The organism is Aquipuribacter aurantiacus, from assembly GCF_051216895.1.
GTDB lineage: Bacteria > Actinomycetota > Actinomycetes > Actinomycetales > JBBAYJ01 > Aquipuribacter.
Window position 1 is genome coordinate 80,247 of the sequence record NZ_JBPKAO010000008.1, and the last position, 23,981, is coordinate 104,227.

Annotated in this window: 23 protein-coding genes; 10 read left to right on the forward strand and 13 right to left on the reverse strand. The window is 75.7% G+C overall.

What is annotated here, in order from left to right:
* Window positions 1-73 precede the first annotated feature (73 nt).
* The 4 genes from ACR80Q_RS12130 (at window position 74) to ACR80Q_RS12145 (ending at window position 4,371) form a co-directional block, all read left to right on the forward strand.
* Window positions 74-796 (forward strand): class F sortase, encoded by a 723-nt coding sequence (locus ACR80Q_RS12130; RefSeq protein ID WP_435377883.1) that lies wholly within the window; start codon window positions 74-76, stop codon window positions 794-796.
* Window positions 797-884: 88 nt separating this feature from the next.
* Window positions 885-2,735 (forward strand): ABC transporter ATP-binding protein, encoded by a 1,851-nt coding sequence (locus ACR80Q_RS12135; protein WP_435377884.1) that lies wholly within the window; start codon window positions 885-887, stop codon window positions 2,733-2,735.
* Window positions 2,732-3,691 carry a DUF1028 domain-containing protein gene (locus tag ACR80Q_RS12140; RefSeq protein WP_435377885.1) on the forward strand — a complete coding sequence of 320 codons (960 nt, stop codon included), beginning with the start codon at window positions 2,732-2,734 and terminating at the stop codon, window positions 3,689-3,691. Before ACR80Q_RS12135 ends, ACR80Q_RS12140 begins: the two co-directional genes overlap by 4 nt.
* A gap of 38 nt (window positions 3,692-3,729) precedes the next feature.
* Entirely contained in the window at window positions 3,730-4,371 is a 642-nt protein-coding gene (locus ACR80Q_RS12145) for a TMEM165/GDT1 family protein (RefSeq protein WP_435377886.1), read from the forward strand.
* A 16-nt stretch (window positions 4,372-4,387) separates the two neighbouring features.
* On the opposite strand, the gene ACR80Q_RS12150 is transcribed toward ACR80Q_RS12145, so the two are convergent.
* The 3 genes from ACR80Q_RS12150 to ACR80Q_RS12160 form a co-directional block, all read right to left on the reverse strand.
* The gene (locus ACR80Q_RS12150; protein WP_435377887.1) at window positions 4,388-5,326 is read right to left on the reverse strand and encodes a cation diffusion facilitator family transporter; all 939 of its coding nucleotides are present in this window, start codon (window positions 5,324-5,326) and stop codon (window positions 4,388-4,390) included.
* Between the two features lie 64 nt (window positions 5,327-5,390).
* Window positions 5,391-8,738, reverse strand: a complete 3,348-nt coding sequence (locus ACR80Q_RS12155) for an HtaA domain-containing protein (protein WP_435377888.1) — start codon at window positions 8,736-8,738, stop codon at window positions 5,391-5,393.
* Window positions 8,739-8,782: 44 nt separating this feature from the next.
* A complete protein-coding gene (locus ACR80Q_RS12160) occupies window positions 8,783-9,568 on the reverse strand; it encodes a hypothetical protein (RefSeq protein WP_435377889.1) in 786 nt (261 codons plus the stop codon).
* Between the two features lie 71 nt (window positions 9,569-9,639).
* Here ACR80Q_RS12160 and ACR80Q_RS12165 point away from each other — a divergent pair, with 71 nt between their 5' ends.
* Genes ACR80Q_RS12165 through ACR80Q_RS12180 form a run of 4 tightly spaced genes read left to right on the forward strand, consistent with a single transcriptional unit; the run spans window position 9,640 to window position 13,419 of the window.
* Window positions 9,640-10,347 carry a biliverdin-producing heme oxygenase gene (locus tag ACR80Q_RS12165; protein ID WP_435377890.1) on the forward strand — a complete coding sequence of 236 codons (708 nt, stop codon included), beginning with the start codon at window positions 9,640-9,642 and terminating at the stop codon, window positions 10,345-10,347.
* The gene (locus ACR80Q_RS12170; RefSeq protein ID WP_435377891.1) at window positions 10,344-11,564 is read left to right on the forward strand and encodes a heme/hemin ABC transporter substrate-binding protein; all 1,221 of its coding nucleotides are present in this window, start codon (window positions 10,344-10,346) and stop codon (window positions 11,562-11,564) included. The genes ACR80Q_RS12165 and ACR80Q_RS12170 overlap by 4 nt, the downstream gene beginning before the upstream one ends.
* On the forward strand, window positions 11,561-12,658 hold the full coding sequence (locus ACR80Q_RS12175) for a FecCD family ABC transporter permease (protein WP_435377892.1): 1,098 nt from the start codon (window positions 11,561-11,563) through the stop codon (window positions 12,656-12,658). Before ACR80Q_RS12170 ends, ACR80Q_RS12175 begins: the two co-directional genes overlap by 4 nt.
* Window positions 12,655-13,419: a heme ABC transporter ATP-binding protein gene (locus ACR80Q_RS12180; protein WP_435377893.1), complete on the forward strand. Its 765-nt coding sequence runs from the start codon at window positions 12,655-12,657 to the stop codon at window positions 13,417-13,419. The genes ACR80Q_RS12175 and ACR80Q_RS12180 overlap by 4 nt, the downstream gene beginning before the upstream one ends.
* A 39-nt stretch (window positions 13,420-13,458) precedes the next feature.
* Here the strand turns inward: ACR80Q_RS12180 and ACR80Q_RS12185 are convergent, their stop codons facing one another.
* From ACR80Q_RS12185 to ACR80Q_RS12220, 8 genes are all read right to left on the reverse strand, one after another.
* Window positions 13,459-13,971: an acyl-CoA thioesterase gene (locus ACR80Q_RS12185; protein ID WP_435377894.1), complete on the reverse strand. Its 513-nt coding sequence runs from the start codon at window positions 13,969-13,971 to the stop codon at window positions 13,459-13,461.
* Window positions 13,972-14,044: 73 nt separating this feature from the next.
* Window positions 14,045-15,136, reverse strand: coding sequence for a PP2C family protein-serine/threonine phosphatase (locus ACR80Q_RS12190; protein WP_435377895.1), 1,092 nt, complete (start codon window positions 15,134-15,136; stop codon window positions 14,045-14,047).
* 127 nt (window positions 15,137-15,263) lie between these two features.
* Entirely contained in the window at window positions 15,264-15,668 is a 405-nt protein-coding gene (locus ACR80Q_RS12195; RefSeq protein ID WP_435377896.1) for a pyridoxamine 5'-phosphate oxidase family protein, read from the reverse strand.
* A 102-nt stretch (window positions 15,669-15,770) separates the two neighbouring features.
* Window positions 15,771-16,604 (reverse strand): siderophore-interacting protein, encoded by an 834-nt coding sequence (locus ACR80Q_RS12200; protein WP_435377897.1) that lies wholly within the window; start codon window positions 16,602-16,604, stop codon window positions 15,771-15,773.
* Window positions 16,605-16,660: 56 nt separating this feature from the next.
* Window positions 16,661-17,599, reverse strand: a complete 939-nt coding sequence (locus ACR80Q_RS12205) for a hypothetical protein (RefSeq protein WP_435377898.1) — start codon at window positions 17,597-17,599, stop codon at window positions 16,661-16,663.
* A complete protein-coding gene (locus ACR80Q_RS12210; RefSeq protein WP_435377993.1) occupies window positions 17,596-18,477 on the reverse strand; it encodes an ABC transporter ATP-binding protein in 882 nt (293 codons plus the stop codon). Before ACR80Q_RS12210 ends, ACR80Q_RS12205 begins: the two co-directional genes overlap by 4 nt.
* An 8-nt stretch (window positions 18,478-18,485) precedes the next feature.
* Window positions 18,486-19,598 (reverse strand): FecCD family ABC transporter permease, encoded by a 1,113-nt coding sequence (locus ACR80Q_RS12215; protein WP_435377899.1) that lies wholly within the window; start codon window positions 19,596-19,598, stop codon window positions 18,486-18,488.
* Window positions 19,599-19,602: 4 nt separating this feature from the next.
* Window positions 19,603-20,670, reverse strand: coding sequence for a FecCD family ABC transporter permease (locus tag ACR80Q_RS12220; protein ID WP_435377900.1), 1,068 nt, complete (start codon window positions 20,668-20,670; stop codon window positions 19,603-19,605).
* A gap of 96 nt (window positions 20,671-20,766) precedes the next feature.
* Between ACR80Q_RS12220 and ACR80Q_RS12225 the strand changes: the two genes are divergently transcribed.
* A complete protein-coding gene (locus ACR80Q_RS12225) occupies window positions 20,767-21,459 on the forward strand; it encodes a metal-dependent transcriptional regulator (protein WP_435377901.1) in 693 nt (230 codons plus the stop codon).
* 29 nt (window positions 21,460-21,488) lie between these two features.
* Entirely contained in the window at window positions 21,489-22,352 is an 864-nt protein-coding gene (locus ACR80Q_RS12230) for a DUF1206 domain-containing protein (protein WP_435377902.1), read from the forward strand.
* Window positions 22,353-22,370: 18 nt separating this feature from the next.
* Here the strand turns inward: ACR80Q_RS12230 and ACR80Q_RS12235 are convergent, their stop codons facing one another.
* Together ACR80Q_RS12235 and ACR80Q_RS12240 are read right to left on the reverse strand one after the other, a co-directional pair.
* A complete protein-coding gene (locus ACR80Q_RS12235; RefSeq protein ID WP_435377903.1) occupies window positions 22,371-23,300 on the reverse strand; it encodes a universal stress protein in 930 nt (309 codons plus the stop codon).
* Between the two features lie 66 nt (window positions 23,301-23,366).
* Entirely contained in the window at window positions 23,367-23,861 is a 495-nt protein-coding gene (locus ACR80Q_RS12240) for an Lrp/AsnC family transcriptional regulator (RefSeq protein ID WP_435377904.1), read from the reverse strand.
* Window positions 23,862-23,981: the final 120 nt, after the last annotated feature.

Consider the following 23,981-nt stretch of genomic DNA (forward strand, 5'->3'; position numbering starts at 1 on the left):
CCTCGAGGCAGGACCCGGGCCCGGCCGAGCCCGGCACCGGACCCGACCGCGCCACCCCACCGGCCGTGGGGTCGTGGTGGTCCTCGCCGTCGCGGCCGTCGTCCTGGCCGCGGGCGGGCTCGCGTCGCTGGTCGCCGGCGACCGGTCCGCGACGGCAGTCCCCCGTTCCGGGTCCGGCACCGAGCGCGCGACCACCGCCGGCCCGACCGCTGCGTCGATTCCCGCGTCAGCCGCGCCGACCGCGCCCCTCGGGACCGGCCCGGCGACCGGCCCGTCCGCCGCCTCCGCGGCGACGCCGGCGACGGGTCCCGCGGTCCCGGGACCCCAGGGGGTGGTCGCCGCGAACGGCGCCCCCGCCCCCGTCTCGCTGCGCGTGCCGACGATCGACGTCGACCTGTCCTCGCTGGTCCGCCTGGGCGTCGCGGGGGACGGCACGATCGAGGTCCCCGAGGACCCCGACGACGCCGGCTGGCTGACCGCGAGCGCGTCACCGGGGCGCACCGGACCCGCCGTCATCGCCGGCCACGTGGACACCCGGGACGGCCCGGCCGTGTTCGCCCGGCTCGGCGAGCTGGCCCCCGGCGACGAGGTGGTGGTCGGGCTCGAGGACGGGACGGCCGTGACCTACGCCGTGACCGGGTCCGAGACGTACCCCAAGACCGAGTTCCCCACCGAGCGCGTCTACGGCCCCGCCCCGGCGCCGGTGCTCCGGCTCATCACCTGCGGGGGTGACTTCGACCGCTCGGTGTCCAGCTACGAGGACAACGTGGTGGTGTACGCGGTGCTCGTCGGCTGAGTCGCTCCGGTCTCACCCGGTCCTCACGACGCCCCCACCCCGCGGTCCGACGGTCCCGGCCGCGGTGCGCGGCTGAGACCCTGACCCGGTGAGCGACACCCCCACCGTCCTGGTCCCCCACCCGCTGCGGGCGCTGTGGTCCCGCTACCGCGCGTACCGGCCCCGGCTGGTGCTGGCCGTGGTGATGTCGGTGGTCAACAAGGTGCTCGACGTCATGCCCGAGCTGATCATCGGCGCCGCGATCGACGTGGTCGTGCGTGGTGAGGACTCCCTGGTCGCGACCGTGCTCGGCGTCGACGACCGGTTCGCCCAGCTGGGGTGGCTCGCCCTGCTGAACGTCGTGGTGTGGGTGGGCGAGTCCCTGAGCGACTACGCCGCGTCGGTGCTGTGGCGGGGGCTCGCGCAGGCCGTCGAGCACGACCTGCGGGTCGAGGCCTACGGCCACGTGCAGTCGCTGGACGTCGGCTGGCACGAGGCCCGGACGACGGGCGGCACGCTCGCGGTGCTCAACGACGACGTCAACCAGCTCGAGCGGTTCCTGGACGTCGGGGCGCCGACGATCATCGCGACGACGGTCAACATCGTCCTGGTGGGCGCCGTGTTCGCGGTCAGCTCGTTGCAGCTGACCCTGCTGGCCTTCGCCCCCATCCCCGTCATCGTCATCGGGTCGCTGTGGTTCCAGCGCCGCCTCGAGCCGCTGTACGCGCGGGTCCGGGAGTCGGTCTCGGTCCTCAACGGGACGTTGGCGGCCAACCTGGGCGGTCTGCCCACCATCAAGGCGTTCACCGCCGAGCAGCGCGAGCTCGACCGGGTGACGACGGCGTCCTCGGAGTACCGCGCGGCCAACACCCGGGCCATCCGGTCCTCGGCCGCGTTCGTCCCGCTGATCCGGATGGCGATCCTGGCCGGCTTCACCACGACGCTGCTGCTGGGCGGCTGGGCGGCGCTGAACGACGAGATCGAGATCGGCCTGTACTCGGTGCTGGTGTTCATGACCCAGCGGCTGCTGTGGCCGCTGACCGACGTCGGCGAGACCCTCGACCTGTACCAGCGGGGCATGGCCTCGGCCCGGCGCGTGCTCGCCCTGCTGCACGAGCGCGCCCACGTGGTCCCCGGCGCCGGTGTGCTGCCCGGGCCGGCGTCGGGCGGGGTCGAGCTGCGCGGCGTGACGGCCGGCTACGACGACGGGCCGGACGTGCTGCGCGGCGTGGACCTGGTCCTCCCGCCCGGTGAGGTGCACGCCGTGGTGGGGGCCACCGGGGCGGGCAAGTCGACCCTGCTGCGCCTCGTGCTCCGGTTCCAGGACCCGCGCGCCGGTCAGGTGCGCCTCGACGGCGTCGACGTGCGGGAGCTCGGCTGGGAGGCCCTGCGCGGGGCGATCGGCTACGTCAGCCAGGACGTGTTCATGTTCCGCGGCAGCGTGCGCGACAACATCGCCTACGGCCGCCCCGACGCCACCGACGCCCAGGTGCACGACGCCGCCCGCGCGGCCGAGGCGCACGACTTCGTCGTCGGGCTGGCCGACGGCTACCAGACCCTCGTCGGCGAGCGTGGGGTCACCCTGTCGGGCGGTCAGCGGCAGCGCCTGGCGCTGGCCCGCGCGATCCTGCGCGACCCGGCGCTGCTGGTGCTGGACGAGGCGACGTCCGCGGTCGACAACGAGACCGAGGCGGCCATCCAGCGCTCGCTGGCCCGGGTCACGGCCGGTCGCAGCGCCCTGATGGTCGCCCACCGGTTGTCCACCGTCCGCGACGCCGACAAGATCTGGGTGCTGGAGGGGGGCCAGGTCGTGGAGTCCGGCACGCACGACGCGCTGGTCGCCGCCGGGGGCTCGTACGCGGCGATGTGGTCGGTTCAGACGGGCGCCGGGCACGCCCGCGTGACGACCGGGACCCTCTCGACGACCGGGACCACCTCGACGGCAGGAGCGACGCCATGACCTACTCGATCATCGCCCGCGACCCCGAGACCGGGCAGATGGGCGTCGCGACGCAGTCCCAGGCGTTCGCCGTCGGCAGCAGCGTGTCCTGGGCCGCACCGGGCGCCGGCGTGGTGGCGACCCAGTCGATGGGTGAGCCGATGTACGGCGACCTCGGCCTGGACGCCCTGCGGGCCGGTCTCACCGCGGACGAGGCGCTGACCGCGCTGCGCAGCGTCGACCCGCACCCCGAGCGCCGCCAGGTCGGCATGGTCGACGCGGCGGGCCGGTTCGCGGTCTACACCGGGGAGGCGTGCGTCGCCGCGGCCGGGCACCTGGTCGGGGACTGCTCCGTGTCGCTGGCCAACATCGTCCGCGGGCCGCAGGTCTGGGAGGCCATGGTCGAGTCCTTCGAGGCCTCCACCGGCTGGCTGCCGCGCCGGCTGCTGGGGGCGCTGCGCGCGGCGGAGGACGCCGGCGGGGACGAGCGGGGCCAGCGCTCCGCCGCGGTCGTCGTCGTCCGGTCGCAGCGCAGCGGACGCCCCTGGCAGGACCAGGTGGTCGACCTGCGCGTGGACGACGCCCCCGACGCGGTGTCCGCGCTGTCGCGGCTGGTCGAGCACACCGACGTCTACCACCGCACGGTCGAGGCGTTCGAGCTGGCGCTGGACGGGCAGGGGGCGGCGGCCGTGGCGGCGCTGCCGGAGCAGGTGCCGACCCCCGCCGGTGAGCCCGACCTCACGCTGTGGCGGGCGGTCGTCCTGGCGGCCGCCGGCCGGGCCGAGGAGGCCCGGGACCTGGGGGTGGGGCTGGCGGCGGCCAGGCCCGACTTCGTCGAGGTCGCCCGGCGCTTCGTCCCCGCCGGGCTCGTGGACGCCGAGCTGCTCGACGTCGTGCTGCTCGACGTCCCGCCGCCGGACGGGCAGCCCGGGCAGACCCCGCCGTCGGCTACCGTTCCCTCCGGCGAAGGGGAGTAGCCCTCACGCCACCGGTCGACGCGCCCCGGTCCCGAGCCGTGAGAGAAGCCCCCGTGTTCGGTCTGCCCCCGTTCGACCTGGCGGTCGCGCTCAGCGCGTTCGTGCCGCTGCTGCTGCTCGAGCTGCCCGACAAGACGTTCATCGCCACCCTGGTGCTGTCGAGCCGGTTCCGGCCGCTGGCCGCCTGGGTGGGGGTGGGTCTGGCGTTCGGCGTGCAGACCGCGATCGCCGTGACCGCCGGCGGGCTGCTGTCGCGGCTGCCCGAGGCGCTCGTGGCCGGCGCGGCCGCGGTGCTGTTCGCCGCCGGCGCGGTGGTCCTCTACCGCGACAGCCGCTCCGGCGCCGCGCTGGACACCGACGGCGGGACCGCGACGGACGAGCGTCGGACCCCCTTCCTGCGGGCGGCCGGGACCAGCTTCGTCGTGCTGTTCATCGCGGAGTGGGGCGACCTGTCGCAGCTGTTCACCGCGGGGCTGGCGGCCCGCAGCGCCGACCCGGTGTCGATCCTCGTGGGCGCCTGGGCCGCGCTCCTGCTGGTGGCGGGGCTCGCCGCCACCATCGGCGCCTCGCTCGCGAGCCGGCTGCCGCTGCGGGCGGTGCGGCTGACCGGGGCCGGCGTGTGCGTCGTGCTGGCCGTGCTCGCCGGGCTCCAGGCGGTGGGGGTGCCGGTCCCGCTGTGAGCCCGACCGGCGCGCGTCAGGCGTGCCCGACCGGCTCGTGGTCGCGGTGCCCGACCGGCTCCAGCTGGAACGTCGAGTGCGCGAGGTCGAAGTGGTCCTCCACGCACCGGGACAGCTGGTCGAGCACCTCACCCACCGCGCCCCGCTCGACGCAGGCCGCGTCCACCACGACGTGCGCCGACAGCGCGGGCGACCCGCTGGTGATGGTCCAGGCGTGCAGGTCGTGCACGTCGACGACGGCGGGCACCTCGAGCAGGTGCCGGCGGACCTCGTCCAGGTCCAGGCCGCGGGGGGTGGCCTCCAGGAGGACGTGGACCACCTCGCCCAGCAGCGACCAGGCGCGCGGCAGAACGAGGGCCGCGACCAGCAGCGACGCCACGACGTCGGCCCTCGTCCAGCCCGTGGCCCAGATGGTGAGGGCCGCGACGACCACGAGGACCGACCCCAGGAGGTCGGCCAGCACCTCCAGGTAGGCGCCGCGCAGGTTGAGGCTCTCCTGGTGGGCGGGGCGGAGCACGAGCAGCGCCACCACGTTGGCCAGGCCACCCACGACCGCGGTGCCCAGCATGAGCCCGGTGGCGACCTCGGGCGGGGTGTCCCAGCGCCGGACGGCCTCGCTCACCACCCACACCGCGACGCCGAGCAGCAGCAGGCCGTTGACCAGGGCGGCCAGCACCTCGGCGCGCTGCCAGCCGTAGGACCGGGTCGCGGTGGCCGGGCGGGCGGCGAGCACCGCGGCCCCGAGCGCGACGGCGAGCCCGAGCGAGTCCACGAGCATGTGCCCGGCGTCGGCCAGCAGCGCCAGCGACCCCGACAGCACCCCCCCGACCACCTGGACCACGGCCACCGAGGCGGTGACGACCAGCGCGACGACCAGCCGGCCGCGGTTGCGGCCGGTCGCCGTCACGCCGTGGTCGTGGGGGTGCACCGGCGCAGCATATGCATGTATGCGCATGTCTGTCCACGTGCTGCGGGGCCCCGACGGTCGTGCGTCGTCGGGGCCCCTGGACGAGCGGCGGTCAGGTGGTGCCGAGCCGGCGCACCGCCTCGTCGTGCAGCCGGACGACCTCGGCCCGGACCTGCCGGCGCGAGGTCAGCGGGTCGTGCCAGGGGATCCGGACGAGCCGCTCCTCGCCGTCGACCACCGCGACGTAGGTGCCCGCCTCGGCGTCCAGGTGCGTCAACCACGCCTGGGTCGCCGAGCGCACGCCGCCGCAGCCGCGCACGATCGTCAACGTGTCCTCGGCGTGGTCCTCCCGCATGTGCCGGACGACGTCCGCGACCGCGTCGGGGTCGAGGAAGGAGTCCTCGCCGTCGGCGCCCGGGACGTCCGCCTCACCACGGCCGCGTCCGGCGCCGGAGGCCCGGACGGTCGCACCGCCGAGCCCGAGCAGACCGAGCCCGAGCAGCAGCGGGAGCAGGACGCCCGCGCCCGTGCGGGCCAGCCGGTCCGAGCCCGCCGTCGAGCCGGAGACCCCGGGGCCGCCGGCCGCCCCGCCGCCACCGTCGCCGTCCCCGTCGCCCCCGTCCTCGTCGTCCCCGTCGTCCGCAGCGGGCGCGACGACCGTCAGGTCACCTTCCGCCCGGACGCCGGACTCCCCGACGAGCACCAGGGTGTGCGCCCCGAGCGCCGTCCCGGCCGGGACGACGACGGTGGTCTCGAGGGTGCCGTCGGTGTCGCTGCTGACGGAGAGCAGCCGGTGCGGGTCCGAGAACAGCCACACCTCGACCTGCTCCTGCGGGTCGAACCCGGTCGCGCTCACCGTGACCGTGCCGCCGGGCTCGACCGACGACGCCGACAGCTCGGCGCGCAGGACCTCCAGACCGGGGCAGGCGCCGGGTGCGTAGGGCACACCGTCGGCGTCGCGCCCGTCGGTGCACGTCGGGTCGCCGGGCGCGGGGGGCGGGGTCGCCCCCTCCTCGACCAGCAGCGTCACCGACACCGGGTCCAGCGCCTCGCCCGCGTCGTAGAACCCGCCGAACGCGGGGGCACCGGCCTCGGTGAGCGTGGCCGGCAGGTCCGACAGCTCGACCACGCCGTCCACGGGGGTCAGGGACTCCCCCGTCAGGTCGAGGTCGGCGAGGGCCACGTCGTCGGCCACCACGTCGGCCCCCCCGAGGGACCGGCTGCGGACGTCGGCGACCAGGGACGCCTCGCCGTCGGCCACCACGACCGACAGGTCGGAGACGACCAGACCGAGCAGGGGTTCCCCGTCGACGACGTGACCGCTGAAGGACACCGACCCGTCGGTGGTGGCCACCAGGCTCTCGGCCGTCGCCTCGCCGCCGGTGACGGGGAAGCGGAACGTGCCGCTCCCGTTGCGGGTGGCGGGGTCGGCGACGTCGATCGTCCCCCGGGCGACGGACCCGGTGACGTAGGTGCGGAACGACTCCTTGACGCCCCAGTCCACGGCGCCCCCGACGATCTCGAGGTCGTCGCCCGCTTCGGGCGGCGGGGCGTGGACCGTGACGACCGCGCTGCCGCGACGGTCGTCGCCGGCGCCGGTCACGGCCACCAGGACCGGGCCCGGCGGCTGGTCGGCCGGGACGGTGAAGGTGAGGGCGTAGGCCCCCACCCCGTCGGCGACGGCCCCGGACGGCGAGACGAGCAGGTCCCCGAGCTCCACGCGCACCACCTCGCCGGCGTCCAGGCCGGTGGCGGTGACGCCCAGCGACGTGCCGGCCGTGACCTCGTCCCGGTCGGGTACGACCTCGAACGTGGCCGGACCGGGACCGACGGGCGGCTCGTCGCTCAGGGGCAGCGCGACGAACGCGTCCTGGGTCCGGTCGCCGCTGCGGTCGACGGGGGCGTTGTCGGTCGGGTCGAGGGACGAGAACGCCGCGACGAAGCACCCGGCCTCGGCGCAGTCGACCTCGACGCCCTCGTTGCTGAACCGGGTCTCGACGTCCTCCAGGGTCACCTCGAGGGTGCCGTCCTCGGCCGTGACGACGCGCTGGGCGCCGCTGAACGGCGAGGGGTGCGCGTCGCCGGACGTGCCCTGCGGCGTGAGGGCCACGTACAGCGCCCGCTCCGGCGCGAAGCCGGTGCCGCTCACGTCGAGGTCGTCGCCGTCGGCCACCGCCGTGCCCTCGGGCAGCGTCAGGACCGGGGTCGTCGGCTCCGGCTCCGGCTCCGGCTCCGGCTCGGGCTCCGGCTCGGGCTCGGGCTCCGGCTCGGCGAAGGTGATCGGGGTGGCGGTCTCCTGCGCCGCGTTGAGCACGCCACCCGCGGGGTAGGTGTAGACGCCGAGGACGCCCTGCACCTGCGCGGGCCGCTCGACCTCCAGCGTCACCTCGAACGTGCCGTCGGACTCGAGCAGCACCAGACCCGGCAGCTGACCCACCGCGTCGATCGTGGCCTGCGGCATCACCCAGGCCTGCTCCAGCACCCGACGCGACGCACCCGTCGCGCCCTGGCTCGGACGCCACTGCGCGTCGAAGTCACCGACCACGACATAGGCCCCCGCGGGGGAGCCCACCGGCACCGGCGGCCGCGTCGCCGCGTTCGCGGCCGGGTCGAACCCGCTGCCGCGCACGGTCAACGGACCGCCCTCGACCGGCAGCACCGACACCGGCTCACCGGCTGCGTCCACCAGCTCCACCACCGGCTCCCACTCCCCCGGCTCGGGCGTCGGCTCCGGCTCCGGCTCCGGCTCCGGCGTCGGCGTCGGCTCGGGCTCCGGTTCCGGCTCGGGCGCCGGCGCCACGGTGCCGCGGACGGACACCGGGTCCAACGCGGACCCGGCCTCGTAGAAGTCGGCGAACGCCGGGACGGCCTCCGCGGTGAGGGTGGCCGCCAGGCCGGTCAGCTCGAGGACGCCGTCGGGGTCGGGCTCGATGTCGGCCGTCGTCACGTCGACGTCGGCGAAGGCCACGTCGGGGTAGCTGACGGGCTCGCCGGAGGCCAGCCCGCGGCTGACGACGTCGGCGCGCAGCACGCCACCGTCGGCGGCCACCTCGAGCCGCACGTCGCTGATGGCCACGTCCAGCAGCGGACCGGCACCCATGTCGTGACCGGTGAACCGCACCCCACCGGCGACGGAGACGGTCAGGCCGTCGACGTCGGACGTGCCCCTGCCCTCGGCGAAGCGGTAGGTGCCGTCGGGCAGGGTCGTGGCCGGGGCGTCGAGGGTGACGGCCCCCTTGGCGATCGGTCCCTGGATGTACTGCCGGAACGACTGCTTGACGCCCCAGTCCAGCGAGACGTCGGACACGGGAGCGGTGGCGTACGTCCCGGCGACCTCGGCGGCGGCCGGGGACGCCAGCACCGCCGGGGTGCCCAGGGCCAGGACGGGCCCCAGCAGGGCCGCGACGAGCACGGCACCCCGCCGTCGGGACCGGGTGGTGCCGGATGCTGCGCTGCGCACGGGTGATCTCCTCGTGGTGCGGTTCTCGGGTCGTGGGTGGGGGGTCATCGGAGTGCCTGCGCCGGTTCGTCGCGGCGGCGCCGTGTCACCAGCAGGACGGTCGTGCCGAGCGCCAGCAGGACGGCGGCGGCGCCCCCGACCGCCGCGACGGAGGCCCCGGTGCGGGCCAGGGCACCCGGGGCGCCGGACCCGGCGACGGGTTCGTCGCCGGCCTGGCCGCCGGACGCGGCGGACCCGGCGCCTGCCTGGTCCTGCTCACCCGCGGCGGCGCCGCCGGAGTCGTCGCCCGACCCGTCCTCGGTCGTGGCCCCGGACGCCCACGTCACGGGGATCCTGACGTCCTGGCTCCGGTCGCCCGCCCGGGTGTGGTCGGCGCGGACGAACAGCGCGCAGCCGCTGGGCGCGGAGGCCGGGTCCAGGCAGTCGGCGAACTGGTCGGCGGCGGAGACCTGGATCGTGACGTCGAACGTGCCGCCGGGCCCGTAGGGCGTGGCCAGCCCCTCGCCGTAGGCCGGCGGGTTGGAGGACACCCAGGCCGACGAGGACGCCGACCCGCTGGTGTCGATGCCGCCGATGCACGGCGTGGCGAGCGCACCCGCGCCCCGGTCCACGCACAGCGCGACGTAGACGCCCTTGGTCGGGTCGAACCCCGAGCCGGACACGGTGACCCGCTGACCGTCGGGGTCGAGGTCCTGGGTGGCCGAGGCCGTGGCGGACGGGCCGGCGGAGGCCGAGGCCGGGGCGGCCGTCGCCCCCACGGTGGTGACGAGGGCGAGCGCACCGAGCAGCAGCGCGATCAGCAGCGAAGGGGGACGGGACCGCACGGTCACGGGTTCTCCTGGTGGGTCGGAGGTGGTTTGATGAGGCTTACCTAAGCAGATTAAGAAGGAGAACTGAACCTATGTCGTCGGTGCCCTTGTCGGAGACGCTCAGATCAGCCAGCACGGCGGCGCACGAAGGCGCGCGGTCCCAGGGGTTCATGCAGGCCCTCTTCGACGGGGCGGTCCCGATGAGCTCGTACGCCCGCTACCTGGTGCAGCTGCAGCCGGTCTACGCGGCGCTGGAGCACGGCCGCGGGCAGGTCGACGACGACCGGCTGACGTCGCTGCTCGACCCCGCGCTCGACCGCTCGACGGCGATCACGGCCGACCTGGACGTGCTGCGGGCCGCCGGGGCGCAGGTGCCGTCGGCACCGTCCGACGTCGCCCTGGTCTACGCCGCCCGCATCACCCGGTGCGCGCTGGAGTGGCCGGTGGGGTTCCTGGCCCACCACTACACCCGCTACCTGGGCGACCTCAGCGGTGGCCTGGCGATCGGGGGTGTCGTCCGGCGCACCTACGGCCTGGCGGCGGACCGGGGGGCATCCTTCTACGTCTTCGAGGGGGTGCACCCCGGCCGGTTCAAGCAGGCCTACCGCGCCTGCCTGGACGGCCTGCGGCTGGACGACGGCGAGGTGGCCGCCATGGCCGAGGAGGTGCTGGCGGCCTACGAGCACAACGTGGCCCTGGTCGAGGACCTGACCACGACCGGCACCACGACCGGCACCACGGGCACGTCGACCTCCGTCCCGTCCCAGCCGGCGGTCGCCCCCGTCCCGGCGCGGGCATGACGGGCCGCTCCCGGACGCCCCGCGCGGCGACGCTGGCGGCCTGCCTGCTGCTGCTCAGCGGGTGCGCCCAGGCCGGGGCGTCCGCACCGGGCACCGCCGCGTCGGGCGCCGCGGCGGGCGCCACCTCGAGCGACGGTGCCGCCGCGGGCTCGGCCGGACCCGACGCCTCGGCGGGGTCGCCCGTCACCCCGACGGTCGTCGAGGCCTGCCCCGCCGCGCCGGCGGCCCCGGACGACGCCCCCGGCCCGTCGTCGACGACGGCAGCAGCGGCCACGGCCTCGGCCTCGGCCAGGACCGACGGCGGTCTCGCCGCCGGCCCGGCGACCGTCCCGGCGGATCCCGACATCGAGGTCCTGGCCGACCCGGGTCCGGCGACCCTGCCCGTGCAGGTCCGCTCCTGCGACGGCGAGCTGGTCACGGTCGAGGCCACCGACCGGATCCTCGCCGTCGACCTGCACGGCACCCTGGCCGAGATCGTGTTCAGCCTCGGACTGGGCGACCAGGTCGTCGGCCGTGACACCTCGACCGGCTTCGAGCAGGCCGCGCACCTGCCGGTGGTCACACCCGGCGGGCACGACCTCAACGCCGAGGCCGTCCTCGCCCTCGACCCCACGGTCGTGCTGACCGACACGAGCATCGGCCCGCCCGAGGTGCAGCAGCAGCTGCGCGACGCCGGCGTCGCCGTGGTGTTCCTCGAGCCCGCGCGCACCGTGGCGGGCGTCGGCGAGCAGGTCCGGACCGTGGCCCGCGTGCTGGGGGTCCAGGCCGCGGGCGAGCAGGTGGCGGGCGACCTGGACGACGCGCTGACACAGGTGCTGGCCGACGTCCCCGACGACGGACCCGCCCCTCGCGTGGCGTTCCTCTACGTCCGCGGCACGGCCGGGGTCTACCTGCTGGCCGGGCCGGGCTCCGGGGCCGACGAGCTGATCCGGGCCGTGGGCGGGGTCGACGTGGGCACCGACATCGGCCTGGACCGGGCGTTCGTCCCGCTGACCAGCGAGGCGCTGGTCGGCGCCGAGCCCGACGTGCTGCTCGTCATGACCGGGGGCCTGGAGTCCGTCGGCGGCGTCGACGGGCTGCTGCAGCTGCCCGGCATGGCGCAGACCCCGGCCGGCGAGGCGCGACGCGTGGTGTCCGTCGACGACACCGAGGTCCTCACGTTCGGCCCACGGCTGCCGCGCCTGGTCGAGCGGTTGTCGCAGGCCCTCCACCGGTGACGGCACCGACCCGGACCCCGGTCGACGTGGCGGCACCGCCGCCACCGGGGCGAGGCGCCCGGCGTCTCGGCGCCGCCGCCGTCCTGCCGGCGCTGGGTGTCGTGCTCGCGGTCGTCACCGTGGTCGCCGTGGGGCGAGGCCAGCTGGCCATCGCCCCCGCCGAGGTCCTGGGCCTGCTGGCCCGGTGGGCCGGCCTGACCACCGGCCCCGTGCCGACCCACCCGCAGGCCGAGGCCGTGCTGCTGCAGGTGCGCCTGCCCCGGGTCGCGCTGGCCGTGCTGGTCGGCGGCGCGCTCGCCGCGGCGGGCGCCGTCATGCAGGGCGTGTTCGGCAACCCGTTGGCGGAGCCCGCGGTGGTGGGGGTGTCCGCGGGGGCCGCCGTGGGCGCCAGCACGGTCATCGTGACCGGGACGGCAGCCCTGGGCGGCTGGTCGGTCGCGGCCGGGGCGTTCGTCGGCGGTCTGCTGACGACCCTGCTCGTCTACTGGTTCTCCCGCTCGGGCCAGCGCACCGAGGTGGTCACGCTCGTGCTCACCGGCATCGCGGTGAACGCGGTCGCCGGGGCCGCCATCGCGTTCCTCACCTTCGTGGCCGACCCGCAGGCCCGCGAGCAGCTGGTGTTCTGGCAGCTGGGCAGCCTCAACGGCGCACGCTGGCAGTCGGTGCTGGCCGTGCTGCCCCTGGTCGTCGTGGGGCTCGTGGCCTCCGGCTACGTCGCCCACCGCCTGGACCTGCTGTCGCTGGGCGAGCGTCCCGCCCGCCACCTGGGGGTCGACGTCGAGCGGCTGCGGCTGGGCTGCATCGTCGTCGTCGCGCTGCTGGTCGGCGCCGCCGTCGCGTTCGCCGGGATCGTGGGCTTCGTCGGTCTGGTCGTCCCGCACCTGGTGCGCATGGTGTGCGGGCCGGGCCACCGGCTCCTGGTCCCCGCCAGCGCCCTGACCGGGGCGGTCGTGCTGGTGCTGGCCGACCTGGCCGCCCGGACGCTGGTGCCCAACGCCGACCTGCCGCTGGGCATGCTGACCGCGCTGGTCGGCGGGCCGTTCTTCTTCTGGCTGCTGCACCGGACCCGCTCGCGCCAGGGGGGGTGGGCGTGACCGCCCTGCTGGCCCGCGGCGTGGGTGTCGAGCTGGGCGGCCGACCGGTCCTGACCGACGTCGACCTGACGGCCCTGCCCGGCCGGGTGCTGGGCCTGGTCGGGCCCAACGGCGCCGGCAAGTCCAGCCTGCTGGGGGCGCTGGCCGGTGACGTGCCCGTCGCCGCCGGCACGGTCCACCTGGGTGAGGCCCCCCTGGGCCGGTTGTCACCGCGCGAGCAGGCCCGGCTGCGGGCCGTGCTGCCGCAGCGGACCGCGGTCAGCTTCTCGTTCACCGTGGGCGAGGTCGTGGCGATGGGTCGGGCCCCGTGGGCCGGCACCGCCGACGAGGACCGGGACGACGACGCGGTGGCCGAGGCGATGGTCGCGACCGACGTGGCCCACCTGGTGCACCGGTCGTTCAGCACGTTGTCCGGGGGCGAGCAGGCCCGGGTGGCGGCCGCGCGCGTGCTGGCGCAGGCGACGCCCGTCGTGCTGATGGACGAGCCGACCGCGGCCCTGGACCTGCGTCACGTCGCGATGCTGCTGGGCACGGCCCGCGAGCGGGCCCGGGCCGGCGGGACGGTCGTGGTGGTGCTGCACGACCTGACCGCCGCCGCCCAGTGGTGCGACGACGTGGTGCTGCTGGACCGCGGCCGGGTGGCCGCGGTCGGACGGCCGGAGGAGGTGATGGTCGAGGGGTTGCTGGGCGAGGTCTACGGCTGCGCCGTCGACGTCGTCCCCCATCCGCGCACGGGCTCGCCGGTGGTGCTGCCCCGGTAGCGCAGCAGCACGTGGCTGAGCACGACACCCACCACGACGCTACGCACCTGGTCCCCCGCGGGAGCTCTCGATCGCCCGCCGCCGGGCGAGGCGGTGCTCGCGCCGGATCTGCGCCTCGGCGAACCGCCGGTGCTCCTCGGGCGTGCCCGGCAGCACCGGCGGCACCGGACGCGGGCGGCCGTCGGCGTCGACCGCCACCAGCACCAGGTAGGCGGAGGCGACGTGGGTGGGTGCGACAGAACGGTCCCAGCGGTCCGCCGTGGCCCGGACGCCGACCTCGACCGACGTGCTGCCCGCCCAGTTCACGCTGGCGTCCAGGTGCAGGACGTCGCCGACCCTGACCGGGACCAGGAACGTCATCTCGTCCAGCGACACCGTCACCGTCGCGGACTCGCAGTGCCGGGCCGACACGACCCCGGCGATGGAGTCGACCAGCCGCAGGACGACGCCGCCGTGGACCGTGCCCATGAGGTTGGTGTCGTGGTCGTCCATGATCTGCGACAGCCGCAGCCGGGAGACCTCGGGCGGGCGGCCCACGACGGCGTCGCTCACGAGCCGGCCCGCGCGTCGACCTCGTAGCTGGTGGTCGGCGGGACCCGGTGCTCCTGACGGCTGTCGTCCCCGTTCACGTGATCCTGGCCTCGGCGCGTGACGGCCGGGTCGGGTGCCCGGTGACGTCGCCGACGTCCAGCCACAGCAGCGCCACGTCGTCGCGCAACCGACCCCCGACGTGCGCCCGGACCGCCGCCACGACCGCGGCGAGCAGCTGCTCGCCGCGGGCCCCCGGCAGCGAGGCCAGGGCGGCCGGGACGTCGATGAACGCACCGGTGGGCGACCGGGCCTCGCTCAACCCGTCGCTGTGCAGCAGGAGCCCGGTGACGCCCGCCGGGAGGACGCCCGGGCCCATACCGCCCGCGCCCAGACCGAGGGGCACGTCGACGGGCAGGTCGGCCTCGACGAACCGGCCGGCCCGGACGCACCAGGCCTGCGGGTGCCCGCAGCTGATCCCGTGGACCTCGCCGTCTCGCACCTCCAGCAGCAGCGCGGTGACGAAGTCCTCGGACTCCCCCTCGGTGGCGACGATGCCGTCGAGGGTGGTGGCGACGTCCTCCAGACGAGGCTCGCGCCGGGCCGCGTCCCGGAAGGCGCCCAGGACGTAGTTGGCCATCCGGACCGCGGACAACCCCTTGCCCCGGACGTCGCCGATGACGACACGCACCCCGTGCCGGGTGTCGAGCACCTCGTAGAAGTCGCCACCCACGTGGGCCTCGGCGTCGGCGCCCAGGTAGCGCGAGGCCAGACCCACCCCGCCGACCTGCGCGGGCAGCGGTCGGATGATGGCCTCGGTCACCGCGGTGACGACGCGCGCGGCCTGGGCCAGCGCGACCTCGCCCCGTACGCGCGCGGCGGCGACCAGGGCCGCGACCACGGTGAGGACGGCGATGACCGCCAACCGGGTCAGCTGGGCCCCGGCCTGCCCGTCCTGGGCCTGCAGCCCGAACAGCGCGGCGGCCAGCAGGGTGAGCGACCCGACGAGGGCGACGGTCCGCGGGGTCCCGAACACCGCCGACAGCATGGGGGCCACCACCAGGACGCCCACGAACGCCGTCTTGGGTCCCTCGGCGAGGTCGGCGGCCAGGATGGCCACGACCAGCGCGCACGGCAGGCCTACCGCCAGCCACGGCCTCTCGAGCCGCCACCAGGACCCAGCTCGCACACCACTCCCCACGCCACCGACAGCGACCCGCCCACCGGCCACGTCGTCCGGACCGGAGGTCGATGGTCGCACCTGCCCGCACCGCTCACCAGTTCCTGCGGCGACCGGGTGGGTCCCGGGTGACGGCTCAGCGTTGCCGGACCGCGAACCGCCGCCCGGTCATCTCGGCGACCTCGACCGCGAGGACGTGCTCCTTCCGGCTCTCCAGCCAGACGTCCAGCCGCTCGTCCACCGCGCGCCGGCCCGCCTCGTCCTCCACCTCGACCGCGGGGCCCTTGGCCACCACGCTCCAGGCCCGACCCTCGTCGTCCACCCCGTCCACCTCGACCGCCACGTCCCGGCCGACGGCGGCGAACAGCTTGGTGCCGGCGGCGGTCCGCATCAGGACGCGCTGCCCCAGCACGGCGTGGTTGACCGGGAAGATCTCCGGTGCCGAGTCCACGACCACGGCGAGCCTGGACACCTCGGACGCGGCCAGCAACGCCCAGCAGGTGCCCGACTCGAGCTCTTCCACGCCCCGGGGGTCCGCCATCCCCCCACGGTGCGCCCGCCGGTGGCGTCGCAACAGGGCCGAAGGTCCCGGGCGCCGACCCGGGACGTCGGAGGCGGGTGGGATGGGTGGCGCGGCGGGACCTCAGGCCTCGGCGCGGACCGAGGCCTCCCAGTCGCGCTTGACCAGGCGCCACGCCTCGTCGTTCATGGAACGGCGCCAGTACCCCGACGCCGACAACCGGTCCCGGTCGACGCCACGCTCCAGCAGCAGGTGCCGGCGGACCTCGCGGACCTCTCCCGCCTCGCCGTGGACGAAGGCGTGGACCCGACCCGGCGGGAACGTCAGGTCGCGCACCGCGTCCAGCAGCAGGTGGTCCGCCCCCGGGTCGTCCTCCCGGTGCCGCCAGGTCAGCCGCAGGTCCCCGGGGCAGGTCAGCTCCACCCGGTCGGCGACGCCGTCCACCTCCAGGACCGCGTGCACCGGGGCGCCGACGGGCACGCGCTCCAGCGAGGCGGCGACGGCCGGCAGCGCGGACTCGTCCCCGACCATGAGGTGCCAGTCGGCCTCGGGGTCGGGCCGGTAGGACCCGCCCGGCCCGGTCAGCTGGAGCACGTCACCGGGGCGGGCGGTCGCGGCCCAGGCCCCGGCCACCCCGGGGTCACCGTGCCCGGGCCCGCCGAGGCCGTGGAGCACGAAGTCGATGGTCATCGTCCGCGTCGCGGCGTCCCACGCGCGGACGGTGTAGCGCCGTCGGAGCGGACGGTGCTCCGGGTCGACGGTCGCGCGCACCTGCTCCAGGTCGCACGGCATGACGTACGGCGCCCCCGGGGGCGCGAACGCGAGGTTGACGTAGGAGTCGCTGAACGGGCTCGGCTCGAAGTCCGCGAGCCCGTCCCCGCCGAGCACCACCCGGGTCAGGTGGGGGGTCAGGCGCCGGACGTCCTGGACGACGCCGTGCATGCCGTTCGGGTTCATGTCCCCGAACCTAGCCACCCGGATCGGACGGCCTGGCTCGGGGACGGCTGACCGCGTCAGCGACGCTGCTCCAGCCACCAGAGCTGCCGGTCGGCGCAGCCCTGGGGGTCGCGCAGCGAGCAGGTGGAGCAGACCCGTCTGGTCCCGGTCTCGGGCGGGAAGCGGGCGTAGTACTCGCGCAGCGCGTCGGTCAGGTCTGCGTCGTCCGGGACGACCTCGTCGGGCGACGGCCGTTGGTAGGCGAGGCAGCAGCCGCCCTTCTGACCGAGGTAGACCGGGCCCCACGGTGCGGACGCCGTGCGGACGGTGGGGCTGACCCGCCACGGGGCGCCCGGGGCGGTGAGGGCGGCCCGGAGCCGGTGCACGACGTCCTCGCGCACCGGCAGGTCCGGCTGGAGGGTGGTGCTCATGCCGATGCCGTCGGCCACCTCGGCCCACAGGCTGCGAGCGCCGACCCGGGCGATGCCGCGCAGGGCGTCCACGACGGGACGGACGGAACGGACCAGCGAGTCGACGGTCCGGGTCACGACCTCGGCCTCGTCCGCCACGACCTCGACGCCGTCCCGACCGGCCCACGGGTGGTGGGGGGTGACCAGCACGGTGCAGCCGTCCAGCGACACCCGGTCGACCCAGCCGTCGGGGTGCAGGCGCCACCGCAGCGGCGCGGTGTCGGCGAGGACCCCGGCCCCACCGGCGGCCAGGACGAACCCGACCGCGTCGGCCACGGTCCCCGCCGTCCACGCGACCAGCCACTTGGCCGCCATCTGCGGCGTCCCGCCGTCGTCGCCCAGGATCCGCCGGTGCGCCGCCCGCAGGAACGCCGCGTCGTCACCCAGGACGTGGGGCCCCTCGACCCAGGTGCGCTCGGCCGGGTCCACCGGGGTGGTCTCGTGGACGGCCAGGTGCGCCTCGAGGTGGACGTCGAGCCACTGCTGCGGCGTCTCGGCCTGCAGCAGGAGCACCGAGGGCGCCGGTCCCGGGGTCGTGACGGTCACGCGGCACCACCACCGACGGCACCCACGGCACCCACGGTGGCCCGGCGACCGCGGCGGCCCACCGGCACGACCATGGGGGTGCCGGTCACCGGGTCGGGGACCACGCGGCAGTCGAGGCCGAACACCTGCAGCACGAGCGCCTCGGTCACCACGTCGGCCGGGGGGCCCTCGGCGACGACGCGGCCGTCCTTCATGGCGATGAGGTGGTCGGAGTAGCGGGCCGCCTGGTTGAGGTCGTGCAGCACCAGGACGACGGTCCGCCCCTCGTCGGCGTTCAGGTCGGCCAGCAGGTCGAGCACCTCGACCTGGTGGGCCAGGTCGAGGAACGTGGTCGGCTCGTCCAGCAGCATGAGGTCGGTGCCCTGCGCCAGGGTCATCGCGATCCAGACCCGCTGCCGCTGACCGCCGGACAGCTCGTCGACCGACCGCTCGGCCAGGTCGAGCGTGCCGGTCGCGACCAGCGCGGCGGCCACCGCGGCCTCGTCCTCCGCGCCCCGCTGCCGCAGCCACGACTGGTGGGGGTAGCGACCCCGGGCCACCAGGTCGGCCACCGTGATGCCGTCGGGGGCGGTCGGCGACTGGGGCAGGATGCCCAGCCGCGTCGCGATGTCACGGGTGCGCATCCGGCGGATGTCGGCCCCGTCCAGCACGACACGGCCGCCCGTCGGCTGCAGCAGGCGCGCCAGGCCGCGGAGCAGCGTCGACTTGCCGCAGGCGTTGGCCCCGACCACGCAGGTCACGCGGCCCGTCGGGACCGACACCGACAGCCCGCGGACCACCTCGGTGCCGTCGTAGCCCAGGCGCAGGTCCTCGCACCGGAGCCGGGCGTCCACGACCGCCCCCTGCACCTGTGCCGCGGCGCTGCCGGTGGTCTCCATGACGGTCATCAGCCGGTCCTTCCGACGCGGTTGGCCCGGGCGAGCAGCCACAGCAGGTACGGGGCCCCGACGAGCCCGGTGACGATGCCGACCGGGAGCTCGGTGGGCGAGAAGATCGTGCGCGCGACCAGGTCGGAGGCGAGCACGAGCAGCGCCCCGACCCCGGCGGCGGGGACGAGGGTGAGCGGCGCCCGGACGAGCCTCCGGGCGATCGGCCCGGACACGAACGCGACGAAGGCGATCGGCCCGGCGGTGGCGGTGGCCACCGACGCGCAGCCGACGGCGACGACCACCAGCACGGCCCGGGACCGCTCCACCGCCACCCCGATCCCCTGAGCCGTGTCGTCGCCCAGCTGCAGGGCCCGCAGCGGCCGGGCCAGCAGCAGGGCGGCCGGCACCAGGACCACCAGTGCGACGGCGAGGGGCGCGACCTGGTCCCAGCCCCGCCCGTTGAGCGACCCGGTGAGCCAGACCAGGGCCCGGTGGACGTCGGTGATGTCGGCCCGGGTCAGCAGGAACCAGGTGGTCGAGCTGAGCACGGCCGCCACGCCGATGCCCACCAGCACCAGCCGGTACGCGGACAGCCCGTTGCGGTAGGCGAGCAGGTAGATCGCCGTCGTGGTGAGCAGCCCGCCCACGAGGGCCGCGACGGGGAGCGAGACCGTCCCGGTGCTCACGCCCAGCGCGCTGCCCGCGACGACGACCAGGACCGCGGAGGTGCTGGCCCCGGCGGTGACGCCGATGATGTCCGGGCTGGCGAGCGGGTTGCGCGCCAGGCTCTGGAAGATCGCCCCGGACAGCCCGAAGGCCACCCCGACACCCACGGCCGTCACGGCCCGGGGCAGGCGCAGCGTCCCCACGACGAACTCGGCGTCCGGGGTCCCGCGCCCGAGCAGCGCGGGCAGCACGTCCCGCAGCGGGACGGCGAAGTCGCCGGTCGTCAGGGACAGCACGAAGGTCACGAGGCAGCCCAGCAGCAGCGCGACGGACACCACGACGGCGCGGCCCCGGCCTGTCGTGCGGGTGCGCCGGAGCAGCTCCAGCACGGCCGGGTCGGTCGCGGGCACCGGGGCGCCGGCGGGACGTGCGGTCGGCGTGGTCGACGTGGTCGACGTGGTCATGGCCTCACACCTGTGCCAGCGTGCGTCGACGGACCAGGGCGATGAACACCGGGGCGCCGATCAGCGCGGTCAGGATGCCGACCTGCACCTCGCCCGGTCGGGCGACCACCCGTCCGAGCACGTCCGCGGCCAGCAGCAGCGAGGGCGCCAGCACGGCGGACCACGCGAGCACCCAGCGGTAGTCGGGCCCCACGATCGCGCGGGCCACGTGCGGCACGGTCAGCCCGACGAAGCCGATCGGACCCGCGGCGGCGGTCGCGCCCCCCACGAGCAGGACGACCGCGAGGGCGGAGAAGAGGCGCGAGGCGCCGACCCCGGCCCCCAGCGAGCGGGCCACGTCGTCGCCCAGGGCGAGCGCGTTCAGCGACCGGCCCGCGCACAGCGCCATCGCCGTGCCCACGAGCAGGAAGGGCGCCACCTGCGCCACCACCGTCATGTCGCGGCCGGCGACCGACCCGACCGCCCAGAACCGGTACTCATCGAGCGTGGCCACGTCCAGCAGCAGGATCGAGGAGGTGATCGAGTACAGGAACGCGGTGACGGCCGCACCCGCCAGGGCCAGCTTGATCGGGGTCGCCCCGTCCCGCCCGAGGGCACCGAGCGCGTACACCGCGACCGAGGTGACGGCGGCACCCGCCAGGGCGAACCAGACGTAGCCGCTCAGGGAACCGACCCCGAAGACGAAGATCCCCACGACGACGGCCAGCGCCGCGCCGGCGTTCACCCCGAGGATCCCCGGGTCGGCCAGCGGGTTGCGGGTCAGGCCCTGCATCAGCGCACCGGCCAGGCCGAGGCCCGTCCCCACCATGATCGCCACGAGCGTGCGGGGCAGCCGCAGGGACGTGACGATCAGGTGGTCCTCGACCGTGCCGTCGAAGGCCCGGAACGCCTCGACCACGTCCGCCGCCGGGATGGGCTTGGCCCCCACCGCGAGGCTGGCCACGGCGAGCGACGCCAGCACCACCAGCGCGACCAGCAGCCCGACCAGGCGGGCGGGAGCCGACGACAGCAGCCCGCCCCGACGCCGGGAGGGGGCCGCCGCACGCGTCGTCACCGTGGTCGTGGTGTCCACCTGTCTCCCGGGACGGAATAAGCGTGTCTCTGACCTGTTATCTGGTGAGGCTAACCTAACCCCTGGAAGGTGGCGAACGTGCAGGCAACGGGCACAATGGCTCCTGTGAGCCACGACCTGATCGACACGACGGAGATGTACCTGCGGACCGTGCTCGAGATGGAGGAGGACGGCGTCGTCCCGATGCGGGCGCGCATCGTCGAGGCCCTCGGCCACTCGGGCCCGACCGTGTCGCAGACGGTGGCCCGGATGCACCGCGACGGCCTGGTCGACGTCACCGACGACCGCCGGCTGCAGCTGACCGAGGAGGGTCGCCGCATCGCGACCGCGGTCCTGCGCAAGCACCGTCTCGTGGAGCGCCTGCTGGTCGACGTGATCGGCCTGGAGCTCGACCACGCCCACGAGGAGGCCTGCCGCTGGGAGCACGTGGTGTCCGACCGGGTCGAGGACCGGCTGGTCGAGCTGCTGGGCGCCCCGACCACGTCGCCGTTCGGCAACCGTATCCCCGCCCGCGCCGACGGCAGCCACCCCGGCGGCCTCGACGTGGACCAGGTCGCGATCAGCCAGATCACGGCGACCACCCTGGCCACCGTGGTCCGGCTGGGCGAGCCCGCGCAGAGCCCGCACGCCCTGCTGGTGGCCCTGGTCGACGCCGGCGTGGTCGCCGGGGCCGAGGTCGAGGTGTCGGTCACCGACGACGGGGCACGGCTGGTCGGACGCCCCGGGGGCAACCCGGTGCGCCTGGAGGAGCCGACCACCCGGCACGTCCTCGTGCGACCGCTGGGCTGAGCCCCGGCCCGGCCCCTAGGGTTCGCGCCATGGCAGGACGACGCGAGGACCTGGGCGACCAGGCGAAGGACTCCTACGAGGACGTCAAGGACAGCGACGAGGTCGACACCCTGCAACGGGTCGGTCGGTACGGCTACGTCGTCTACGGCCTCGTCCACGTCGTCCTGGGGGCGCTCGCGGTCAGCCTGGCGTTCGGCGGTGGCAGCGAGGAGGACGCGTCGACGACCGGGGCGATGCAGACCCTGGCCGAGCAGCCGTTCGGCATGGTCCTGATCTGGGCCATCGCGGTGGGGATGGCGGCGCTGGTCGTCTGGCAGCTGCTCGAGGCCGTGCTGGACCCCGACGACGAGGGGGCCAAGGGCCGGGTCAAGGGGGGCGGCAAGGCCGTCGCCTACGGGGTCGTCGCCGCCGGTGCCTTCAGCATCGCGCTGTCCGGGGGCTCCGGGGGCTCCGGCGGCAGCACCGAGGAGTCGATGACGCAGCGGCTGCTCGCCCTGCCGCTGGGCCAGGTCCTGGTCGGTGCGGTGGCCGTCGGGATCCTCGTGGTCGCCGCGTACCACGTGCACAAGGGCCTCTCGCGGAAGTTCTTCTCCGACGTGGAGACCGCCGACCTGTCCGCCAAGGGCCGCAAGGTCGTCGAGTGGACCGGTCTGATCGGCTACCCGGCCAAGGGCGTCGCGTTCGGTGCGATCGGGGTGCTGTTCATGCTCGCCGCGATCCGCGGCAGCAGCGAGGAGGCCGGTGGCATGGACGAGGGCCTGGCCGCCCTGCGCGAGGCCCCGTTCGGGACCGCCGTCCTCGTCGCGGTCGGGCTCGGCTTCGCGCTGTTCGGCGTCTACTGCCTCGCCCGCGCCCGCAGCGCCGGCGACTTCACGGGCTTCGCCGGCCGCTGACGGGCCGAGCACCCCGCCTCAGGAGCGGCGCACCACCGCGACGTCGACCGGGCTGCGGTGCAGCAGGGTCTGGCTGGTCGAGCCGAGCAGCAGCCCGCCGAAGCCACCCCGGCCGCGAGAGCCGACGACGACCATGCGGGCGCTGACCGCCTCGCGCAGCAGCACCGGCCCGGGGCGGCCGCGCTCGACCAGCCGGGTCACCCGGACGTCGGGGTACACGTCGGACCAGCCGGCCAGCGTCTCCGACACCATCCGGACCGCGTCCTCCTGCAGCTCCGCCGCCGTCGGGATGGGGGCCTGCAGCTCCGGGGCCCCGATCCACAGCTCGTCCCAGGCCATGACGGCGTGGAGCGGGCAGCCGTGCCGTTGGGCCTCGGCCATGGCGAACCCGACGGCCTCCTGGGCCTCCCCCGAGCCGTCGACCCCGACCACGACCGGGGCGTCGGCGGACATCCCGCGCGTCTCCGCACCGCGGACCACCACCACGGGGCAGACCGCGTGCGCGCTCACCGGCACCGCCACGGCACCGAGCAGCAGCCCGGTCAGCCCGCCGTGCCCGCGGGAACCCACCACGACCAACGACGCGGAGCGGGACGCCTCCCGCAGGCCGCCCGCCGCGGCGCCCAGGTGCAACGACCCGGTCACCGTCACCGACGAGTCGACCGAGCGCGCGTACTCCACCGCCTCGTCGCACGTCCGGCGGGCCTGCGCGGAGTGGCCGGCCTCCGCGCCCTGCGCAGCCAGCTCCTGCCGCAGCACGGCCCCGCTGCCGCCGTAGGCGTGGAGCAGGTGCACGTCCAGGCCCTCGTCCTGCGCGTACGCCACCGCCCAGTCGACCGCTCGGTACGACTCCTGCGAGCCGTCGACACCGACAACGACAGGCCCTCTGGTCCCACTGCCCTTGACCACCACGTCCACTCCCTCGTGCTCGTCCGACCGGGGTCCCATCCTGGCCGCCGGGAGCGCATCCGACCAGGACCTAGGTCACCGTCACCGCGATCGGGCCCGAGCGCCTCAGCGGGGCGGGTTGGCCCGGGCCGGCCACTGCCTCGGGACCGACCGCAGCAACGGCAGCACGCGCGGCGCGACCACGGTCGACAGGACCACCACGCTCGTGGTGCGGGCGACGACGCCGGAGCGGCTGATGGCCAGCAGGGTGTCCTGCAGGCCCTCGTGCGACGCCGCGGCGACGGTGCACATGACGTCACCGGCCCCGGTCACCGCGTACGCCTCGACGATGCCCGGCACGGCGGTCAGGTCGCGGGTGGCCTGCTCCAGGCCGCCCTGCGAGATCTCGAGGGTGATGAACGCGCGGACGCCGAACCCGGCCGCCGCGACGTCGACGTCGGGGCCGTAGCCCGTCACGACGCCCGCGTCCTCCAGCCGCTGCACCCGGGCCTGCACGGTCGCCCGGGCCACGCCGAGCGAACGGGACAGCTCCAGCACGCCGGCCCGTGGCTGCTCCCGCAGCGCCGCGATCAGCGCGACGTCGAGCGCGTCCAGCTCCATCGGTCCCTCCCGGGTAGGCAGATCGTCCAGGTGCGTGCCCGGTCGACGAGCCGGACTGTACGCCTCGTGCACGCCTTCGGGCCTCGCTTGTGCATCACATCGGCCTGACGCTGTCCTGGG

What these genes read in the sequence shown, in the direction of transcription:
- ACR80Q_RS12140 (WP_435377885.1), top strand. Translation starts at nt 2,732, where the DNA reads ATGACCTACTCGATCATCGCCCGCGACCCCGAGACCGGGCAGATGGGC.
- ACR80Q_RS12150 (WP_435377887.1), bottom strand. Translation starts at nt 5,326, where the DNA reads ATGCGCATACATGCATATGCTGCGCCGGTGCACCCCCACGACCACGGC.
- ACR80Q_RS12165 (WP_435377890.1), top strand. Translation starts at nt 9,640, where the DNA reads ATGTCGTCGGTGCCCTTGTCGGAGACGCTCAGATCAGCCAGCACGGCG.
- ACR80Q_RS12170 (WP_435377891.1), top strand. Translation starts at nt 10,344, where the DNA reads ATGACGGGCCGCTCCCGGACGCCCCGCGCGGCGACGCTGGCGGCCTGC.
- ACR80Q_RS12195 (WP_435377896.1), bottom strand. Translation starts at nt 15,668, where the DNA reads ATGGCGGACCCCCGGGGCGTGGAAGAGCTCGAGTCGGGCACCTGCTGG.
- ACR80Q_RS12200 (WP_435377897.1), bottom strand. Translation starts at nt 16,604, where the DNA reads ATGAACCCGAACGGCATGCACGGCGTCGTCCAGGACGTCCGGCGCCTG.
- ACR80Q_RS12210 (WP_435377993.1), bottom strand. Translation starts at nt 18,477, where the DNA reads ATGGAGACCACCGGCAGCGCCGCGGCACAGGTGCAGGGGGCGGTCGTG.
- ACR80Q_RS12215 (WP_435377899.1), bottom strand. Translation starts at nt 19,598, where the DNA reads ATGACCACGTCGACCACGTCGACCACGCCGACCGCACGTCCCGCCGGC.
- ACR80Q_RS12225 (WP_435377901.1), top strand. Translation starts at nt 20,767, where the DNA reads ATGGCTCCTGTGAGCCACGACCTGATCGACACGACGGAGATGTACCTG.
- ACR80Q_RS12230 (WP_435377902.1), top strand. Translation starts at nt 21,489, where the DNA reads ATGGCAGGACGACGCGAGGACCTGGGCGACCAGGCGAAGGACTCCTAC.
- ACR80Q_RS12235 (WP_435377903.1), bottom strand. Translation starts at nt 23,300, where the DNA reads ATGGGACCCCGGTCGGACGAGCACGAGGGAGTGGACGTGGTGGTCAAG.
- ACR80Q_RS12240 (WP_435377904.1), bottom strand. Translation starts at nt 23,861, where the DNA reads ATGGAGCTGGACGCGCTCGACGTCGCGCTGATCGCGGCGCTGCGGGAG.